The following is a 7,491-nucleotide window of genomic DNA, read 5'->3' on the forward strand; positions in this document are numbered from 1 at the left end:
GATAGATTTCTCCGATAAGATTAACAGACTCTTGAATAACACTGAATTGTGGCAGACGCTTTCAAAGAAGGCAAGGGAACGTGCGGTATTGTTTACGTGGGATAAGACGGCGCGCCGCATCGTCCAATTATTTGAGGAACTTCACCGGAAAAAGAAACTGATCAATCCGAATAGACTCTTAAACGTGTTCACCCCGGCACAACCGTCAGAAGAAGAACACCCAGAACCGACGTATAAATCGTTTGTGCTGAGTATGAACGAGCATTACGAGCGGTGTCTCATACGGGACGCGGTGTATCCGCTGCGTGTTGAAAATGGGCTGGTGCTGAGCATTTTGAAAGAGCATACCCGAATGGGTGCCCGACGAAACAGAAGCAAGAGCGATTCTCAAAAGGGTTCGCGGCTTAGTCGATGGAACTGCATGAGGAGCACAAAATGGTATCTCACAGGCGTTACCGCTTAAAACAGCATCATACATTTGAACAGGACGATCGCAAATATGCCGCCGATCTCGAAACGGGCGACATCGTTCAGCTAAATGACGTGGAATGGGAAATTCTGTCATGTTATGCGTCGCAGACGCGGTATCAGATCGTCGAGAACCTGAGAAAAGACTATAAATTGACTGCTATCTTTGATGGGATCGAACGCTTGGAACAACTCGGAAGACAAGGAATCCTTCTGCACCGAGTCGTTGCGGCAGTGGAACCAACGGTTGCACAGGGGCAGCCGCGCGATCAGAAACCGAAAGTATTGGTCCCGTTCCATTTTACGGGAGAGAAGTCGTCGTTGGACTACCTCACGAATCTCAACCGTTATCAGTTTTTGACGCACCTTGCGGCGTTCGCCGAGTTGGAAACGTTGTCGTTTCCTGAGGAAAAGAAGGAGGACTTTCAAGATCTCGATGCGGTTCGGGTTCGGAACATAGACGTAGCGGCAGGGAATGCCCTGACATCGCCCTGGTATGCGATGGATGGCTATGACGGTATCCTGCTGCTCTCACAGTTCTTGACGGACGATCTGTTATACTATCGAGTTCCCGATGTGCCGATTGTTCACTGCATAGATGCGACCCAGCGGCTACAACACGTTCTGCTGAAAACGCTCTTGACGCTCTGTGCGTTCCAAAGTCCAAAAGATACACTGGTGGTCAAAGCCTCGTGGATGAAGGAATGGATCGCTGAATTAGGGATGCCAGACGACAACGTGCGCGTGATCCCGGATGGGATAGACGTTGTTGCGCCGATCGGTGATAAGGCATTGGCAAAACAGCACACCGCGGCGCTCTTTGACAAACCGATGTTTGTGAAGCAACCGGTTGTCGGGCTGATCTCTGGCTTTGAGCCGAGTCGGGGTGCCGTATGGATTTCTGAATTCGCGCGCGCCAACCCACATCTGGCGATCTTTGTGTATGATACACTGTTAGAGCAACAGTATCGGCATCCACCAGAGAATGTCGTCATTTTCAGTGCCGATGACGAAGAAACGCGATCGGTGTTGCCGATATTCTTCCAAGCGTTGGATCTCGTGTGTTTCCCTGCGATGCCGGGTACCCCGCTGTCGATTGTTTTAGAGGCGATGGCGTATGGTGCGCCGTGTGTTGCGATGACGAAATATGGGATGCCTCCGGAAGTAGCAGGTGCAGGTGCCGTTGTGGAGTCGGAAGGGAATGATTTCGGTAATTTCCGTGTCCCGATGTCCGAGTTGTCAAACACGATAAATCAGTGGTTAAAACCCTCTCCTACACGTGTCGAATGCGAAGATGCTGCAAAAGGTTTGGCTCAAAAATTCACTTGGGAAAAAGTAGCACAAGAAATCGTTCAGTGCCTTGAAGAAGGGCATCAGCAAAGCGTGAATGCTTTCAGAAATGAAATAGATTTGTCCCCGTCGGTCTTTTGTCGTCGGTATAACGTGGGGACTGAAACCACCGAATCCAGCGTATATCGCCTGGGGATTCATAGATATGACTGCCTTCAAGCCGCTTTGATAGAAATGTTAGCGGAACGGCACACACCTGCTGAAATCGAGGCAGTTTTCAAGCATTTCCAAGGGAAGGCTTCACTTCCGTAGCGAATGAATTCGTCTTGGAAATGGGTTTCCCAACTACAGTTGGGAAGTCAATCTTGCCGGAAGAGAAGCACCGGCAGAAAGGAGGAAAACTAAAATGAAAAAGAATCTCCGCGGTAAAATCCGCGAATTCGTCCAATCTGAGGAAGGCAAGGTGGGTATCAAATCCCCATTGACCCTCGGCGTAGCCGCAGGAAGTCTCTTGCTGGCACAAGCCGTTGTTGGCACACCACGGGCAGAAGCGTGGGAGTGTATGGTTGACGCACATTGCCCTCATCATCCTCACAAATGCAGTGTAGGGACTTGCATGTAAAACTGAGGCAATTTCATTGATTACTGGGGTGCGATGGTTTTTACCTTGACGCATCCCAGTGATTTTGAATACAACTTTCCATTCCAATAATAGACAAAGTGAGTCATTTTTCCCTGGGCAGACTCGGCGTTTTGCGTGGTAGGTTTCAACAAGCGCAGCCACCTGTTCAGAAAATCCGTGCTATAGCCAAGGGAAGTGATATTGATCGCAGAGAGTAAGAAATATAAATCTTAACAACAGGGCCGCGTCGCTTGCCGATCCAGGAGGGATTTTCGATGAGACGAACGATGCCAATTCTTTTTTTCTTTTTTACCCTTGTGACCTTGGGAGTGAGAGTTTGTGTTGTTTTTGCCAAGCCACCGGATACTGCCAAAATTGTGTTTGGGGCAAATCGCGAAGGAAATCGAGAGATTTATCTGATGAATCCTGATGGAAGTGCGCAGATGAACATAACGAACCACCGAGCAGATGACATCTATGGTGCCTGGTCCCCCACAGGAGAGCAGATTCTTTTTGCCTCTGACCGAGATCGGTTTCTGGGCAGCTGGGATCTCTATCTGATGGATCCTAATGGTCAAAACGTGCGACCTGTTTTCGGAAAATCAGAGGAAAGACGGCATCCTGAGTGGTCGCCTGATGGCAAACAGATCGCTTACACACGCTTTGATGCGGGTGTCGGGTACATCTACATCGCTACAAGCGATGGAAAAAATGAGGAGCGAGTCGCTATCGGAGGTACTCCGGCGTGGTCTCCCGATGGCACCGAAATCGCCTTTGTTGTTAAAACGGGGGCGAAACGCTGGGAAATCAATATTCTTAATGTGCGGACGCGAAAGCAAAAGGCCTTCTTTCCCCCTAAGGCGACACCTTCATGGCTCCGGGCTCCGAGGTGGTCTCCGAGAGGTGATAAACTTGCCTTTTCTTGGCTTCATCGCGTCCCATTTGTTGACTTCCTTAAAACAGAGACGATCTATACGGTGAATCGGGATGGGACCGGGCTTACACAGATTGTTGATGAAGCGGGTCCAGAGGTTACCTCGCCTGTTTGGTCGCCGCAGGGAGATACCCTGCTCTATGCCCAAGATAGTGAAGAAGCCAGAAGGTCTTTACAAATCTTCAAAATCGTCTTGGGGGAAGAACAACCCGATCAACTCACGGATATTGGGATATGGAATACACCCGAAGACTGGTTTGATCCTGCGTATGCGTTACCGGTTTCACCCCAACCCCAGCTGCTAACGACAATGTGGGGAGAACTGAAACGGGAGTAGGATCCACCAGAAACATAGTCTTTCTCTATCCTGCTGATAAGCTATTGTGACCGTAATATCAATCAACTTCGAGTCCGATACGAAAAAAGGTAACTGATGAATGAACTATCCCGAATTTGAAACAGCGTTTGAGGCACGACTTCAAACACATACAGACACATATCCGCACGCCGCGGAATACCATCGCGCCCGTTTTGATCAGACACTCCAGTATCTATTGTCCTCCATTTTGGAGCAGACAGAAACGCTGATTCAACAACCGGAAACAAGTTGGGCACACACTGAAGAAATTGTAAGCGATATTCTCTACTGTGGCGAGATAACTGTTGAACAACTTTTTGCACTTGAGATTCCTACTCAACTCACAGCAGATAGGGACTTTGAAACGGTAAAAACGAAACTCTACGAAACAAAATATTACCCAATCAGCGAACACCTGAACTATATTGCGTTTCCACCTGCTTTGGAGCGAAAGGCATTCATCGGTAAGCATTTGGATTGTTTCAAAGAGAAATCACATTTCTGTGATCTCGGCTTCGGTCCTGGTGTATTAACAGCATTTATTCTACAGCAGAACGCCTCGTGGCAAGTTGGCGGTGTTGATGTTAGCCAGCACTGCCTTCACCATGCCCAAAGACTTTTGGAGCGAAAGATAGTTTTGGACAGGAGTGAATTATCAGTCGGAGACGTTCGCAGTCTACACTATCCTGACGATACCTTCGATGGGGTTATCGCTGTTGAAGTACTTGAACATATCCCATATCCAGAAACTGGCTTGTTAGAAGCGATGCGCGTGCTGAAACCGGGTGGATACTTAATAACAGCACTCCCGGTGCAGCTACCGCTGTTGATGCACCTCTACGATTTTAATTCTCCAGATGAAGTCTTAGCCCTGTACAAAAAAGTTGGACTCAAGATTATTGACTTTGAGACGAAGGAATTCCAACGTCAAACAGGCTCCTTCGTTGATACGTTCGCGTTAAGTATTAATCCATAACGAAAGGTTCTTCTTATATTATGTCTCATTACGAATACTTTCTGATTTTTTTAGCACTCGGTTTCTGTGGATATGCGAGTTATACCGACCTGAAGACACAGAAGATTCGCAACTTCTGCTCTCTCGGACTCCTCTATGTAGGAACCCTCAGCCAGTTGATGGCGTGGTATCTTGGCACGACAACGCCGCTGTATATCTTGGGGCTTTTCCTCGGAGGTGGGCTTATTGCGTTTGGTCTCTATTGGTTCGGTATTTTCTCGCCAGGGGACTCCAAACTCTTTTGGGGACTCTGCTTAATCTTCCCGTTATCACTGTTCAGGGACCTGAGCGGTGCTTTGAGTTTTCCGCCTTTGACACTCGCCCTCAATATCATTGTTCCGTACTCGATAGGAGTCCTGGGCTATCTGATTTTCAAGTTCGTGTTCATGCGAAATAAGTTGGACCTTCTTCGGCATTTCCTTAAATCAAACTTCCAAAAAAAAGAACTGATCGAAAAACTTTTCAGTTTGCTTGTGCTTATTGGTATCGGGTCTGTATTCACCTATCTGTTACAACACTTTGGATGGGAACTGGATCGTTTCCTGAGCCTCGTTTTCGTTTTGGTAGCCTTCACGTTGATACAGAAACTCCTGTCCCTGCTGCCGAAAACGCCGGTCTCTTATGCTGTCATTAGTTTCATAGCTATTTGGTTAACCGTGCAAGCAACGCCCTCCGTGTCAATATTGCTCTCGGGTCTCGCCTTTTTCTTAGGGCTCTATATCGTGGTTTTTGTGATTGCGAAGCAGTTGGTTCTGAGTTTAGCGAGTATCACACTGGATACTGCCGTTGATGTGAGCGGTCTTCAGGTGGGTATGATTCCTGCGGAACAAATTGTTCGAGTAGAACACCCCGACGGCACTGTCCGATACGAGAAGAAACAGGTTGTGCTCTCAAGCGGTCAGGAGGATAGTATTGTTATCTCACCGGACCCCGCAGGTCTAACGACAGAGGAGATTAATCAATTACAAAACCTTGCGGCGGCGGGTGCATTTGCCGAATTCGGCAATCAGATAAACGTCCAACCCTCGATTCGCTTTGCCCCTGTTATTTCTATCGGTGCCCTGCTGACGATTCTTTGCCAGGGTCCCTTTTATCTGAAACTGGTGCAGTTATTTTAACTTTATACTTGAAAGGAGCGCAAATCAACACCCTTTGATTTGATTTACTTTACCTATAATGAAACGTGCGATCTTTATTTTAATTCTTTTGACTGTAGCCGTAGCTTTACCGCCTTTTTACTTACACTGGGCAGAATCTCAAAGACTTAACCAGATACAAGAAGTCAAGCAACAGGCGCGTCCCGTTTTCGGAGAACGATTAGGAACAGTTCTGTCGGAACTCAAAAGCAGCGAATCGCCTTCCGTAGTCATCTTATATACCGGTGGCACAAAAAGCCATCTGGAGCCGTGCGGGTGTTATCAAGAACAGTCTGGCGGCCTGCCCAGGCGTGCGCACTTGGTGGAGCAGCTGCGTCAGCATGGATTTTCAATGTTTCTTGTTGACGCAGGCGACATCTTTGATGGCACCGAAGCGATCGATGCCAAGCGATGTCAGGTCAACCTCAAGGCGATGTCAATGATGGGATACGATGCAGTGGCACTGAGTCAAAGCGATTTGAGCTACGACGATGCGTATTTAACAGAGCATCGCCAACACGCCAATTTTCCATTTCTTGCAGAAGCCCGCACGGCGACCGAGCCATTTATCGTAAAACAGGTAAGCGACCTCTCCGTGGCGTTTGTCGGCACAGGCGAGAACAGCAACGAACACGCCCTGACCGCAGACGTTCGCATCGCCCTCGGCACACCTTCTGATACAGAACTGCACGATGTTGATGTTGTGATCCGTCCTGATGAAACCGAAACAATAGCATCCGAATCCGGAACCCTTCATGTCGGTTCCAAACCTGAAGGCAAAACGTTAGGAGTGTTAGCACTTTGGATAGGTTCAGATGGAGAACTCACACGTTATCACGCGACACAATTGGCGTTGACAGGTGATGTAGAGGAATCCGAATCCGTGCGTCAACTGCTCACTGATTTTTATCGCGAGGTCTCACAATCGTCTGACATCACGCCTCTTTTTGCTGAGCAACATTTGGAACAGGATGAACAGAACGGGTATGTCTCAGCGACGGCGTGTCAGCGGTGTCATCAGCAAGAATATCTCCAGTGGTCAGCAACACGGCACGCTTTTGCCTTTGAAACCCTTCTGAAAAAGGAACGCTACTTCGATTCAGGGTGCGTCTCCTGTCATACCACTGGACTCGGTTATCCAACGGGATTTCAGATAGGTGACCAAGATTCTACGCTCAAGGATGTGCAGTGTGAAACATGCCACGGCCCCGGTAAACAACATGTCAGTAACCCGAAAAAGAGCAACATCCGCAGTGCTGCGGATACATCGCTGTGTTTGGACTGCCACGACACGAAACATTCTCCAGGGTTCGATGAGGTGGTGGCACTGCATACCAAGGATGTTGACCATAGCCGATCACCGATGAACTTGGAGGAACTCTTGACCTCCCGCACAGCACGGATGGGGAGACCGACACTGGAACTTTTTGTCATGAGTTATTGTCCCTACGGAGTTCAAGCGGAAGAAAAAATTATTCCGATTGTCAAGGAATTTGGTAACAAAATTGACTTCAAACTCCAGTTTATCGCACAAGAAAAGGAGAAGCCTTCCGCACAAGACATAACGCCGTTTACGAGCCTCCACGGTTATCCCGAAGTGGCGGAAAATATCAGACAACTTCTGATAACACAAGAATATCCTGAGAAGTATCTCGACTATATTTTGTG

Annotated in this window: 7 protein-coding genes; all 7 read left to right on the forward strand. The window is 48.2% G+C overall.

All coding sequences use genetic code 11. The features are described from left to right. On the forward strand, positions 1 to 463 hold a 463-nt coding region (locus tag J4G07_21110), incomplete at its 5' end, for a glycosyltransferase (GenBank protein ID MCE2416487.1). Next, the gene (locus J4G07_21115; protein ID MCE2416488.1) at positions 436 to 2,070 is read left to right on the forward strand and encodes a hypothetical protein; all 1,635 of its coding nucleotides are present in this window, start codon (positions 436 to 438) and stop codon (positions 2,068 to 2,070) included. The genes J4G07_21110 and J4G07_21115, both read left to right, overlap by 28 nt. A 94-nt stretch (positions 2,071 to 2,164) precedes the next feature. Beyond that, complete coding sequence (locus J4G07_21120) at positions 2,165 to 2,380, forward strand: hypothetical protein (GenBank protein ID MCE2416489.1); 216 nt, start codon at positions 2,165 to 2,167, stop codon at positions 2,378 to 2,380. Positions 2,381 to 2,655: 275 nt separating this feature from the next. Further along, positions 2,656 to 3,651, forward strand: coding sequence for a PD40 domain-containing protein (locus tag J4G07_21125; protein MCE2416490.1), 996 nt, complete (start codon positions 2,656 to 2,658; stop codon positions 3,649 to 3,651). Between the two features lie 100 nt (positions 3,652 to 3,751). Beyond that, positions 3,752 to 4,648 carry a class I SAM-dependent methyltransferase gene (locus J4G07_21130; GenBank protein ID MCE2416491.1) on the forward strand — a complete coding sequence of 299 codons (897 nt, stop codon included), beginning with the start codon at positions 3,752 to 3,754 and terminating at the stop codon, positions 4,646 to 4,648. 20 nt (positions 4,649 to 4,668) lie between these two features. Further along, positions 4,669 to 5,805 carry a hypothetical protein gene (locus J4G07_21135; GenBank protein MCE2416492.1) on the forward strand — a complete coding sequence of 379 codons (1,137 nt, stop codon included), beginning with the start codon at positions 4,669 to 4,671 and terminating at the stop codon, positions 5,803 to 5,805. A 58-nt stretch (positions 5,806 to 5,863) separates the two neighbouring features. Continuing rightward, positions 5,864 to 7,491, forward strand: a 1,628-nt coding sequence (locus J4G07_21140) for a hypothetical protein (protein MCE2416493.1), incomplete at its 3' end; no start/stop codon positions are given.

This window comes from Candidatus Poribacteria bacterium, assembly GCA_021295715.1.
In the GTDB taxonomy this organism is placed as follows: domain Bacteria; phylum Poribacteria; class WGA-4E; order WGA-4E; family WGA-3G; genus WGA-3G.

What these genes read in the sequence shown, in the direction of transcription:
- J4G07_21120 (MCE2416489.1), top strand. Translation starts at nt 2,165, where the DNA reads ATGAAAAAGAATCTCCGCGGTAAAATCCGCGAATTCGTCCAATCTGAG.
- J4G07_21135 (MCE2416492.1), top strand. Translation starts at nt 4,669, where the DNA reads ATGTCTCATTACGAATACTTTCTGATTTTTTTAGCACTCGGTTTCTGT.
- J4G07_21130 (MCE2416491.1), top strand. Translation starts at nt 3,752, where the DNA reads ATGAACTATCCCGAATTTGAAACAGCGTTTGAGGCACGACTTCAAACA.
- J4G07_21115 (MCE2416488.1), top strand. Translation starts at nt 436, where the DNA reads ATGGTATCTCACAGGCGTTACCGCTTAAAACAGCATCATACATTTGAA.
- J4G07_21125 (MCE2416490.1), top strand. Translation starts at nt 2,656, where the DNA reads ATGAGACGAACGATGCCAATTCTTTTTTTCTTTTTTACCCTTGTGACC.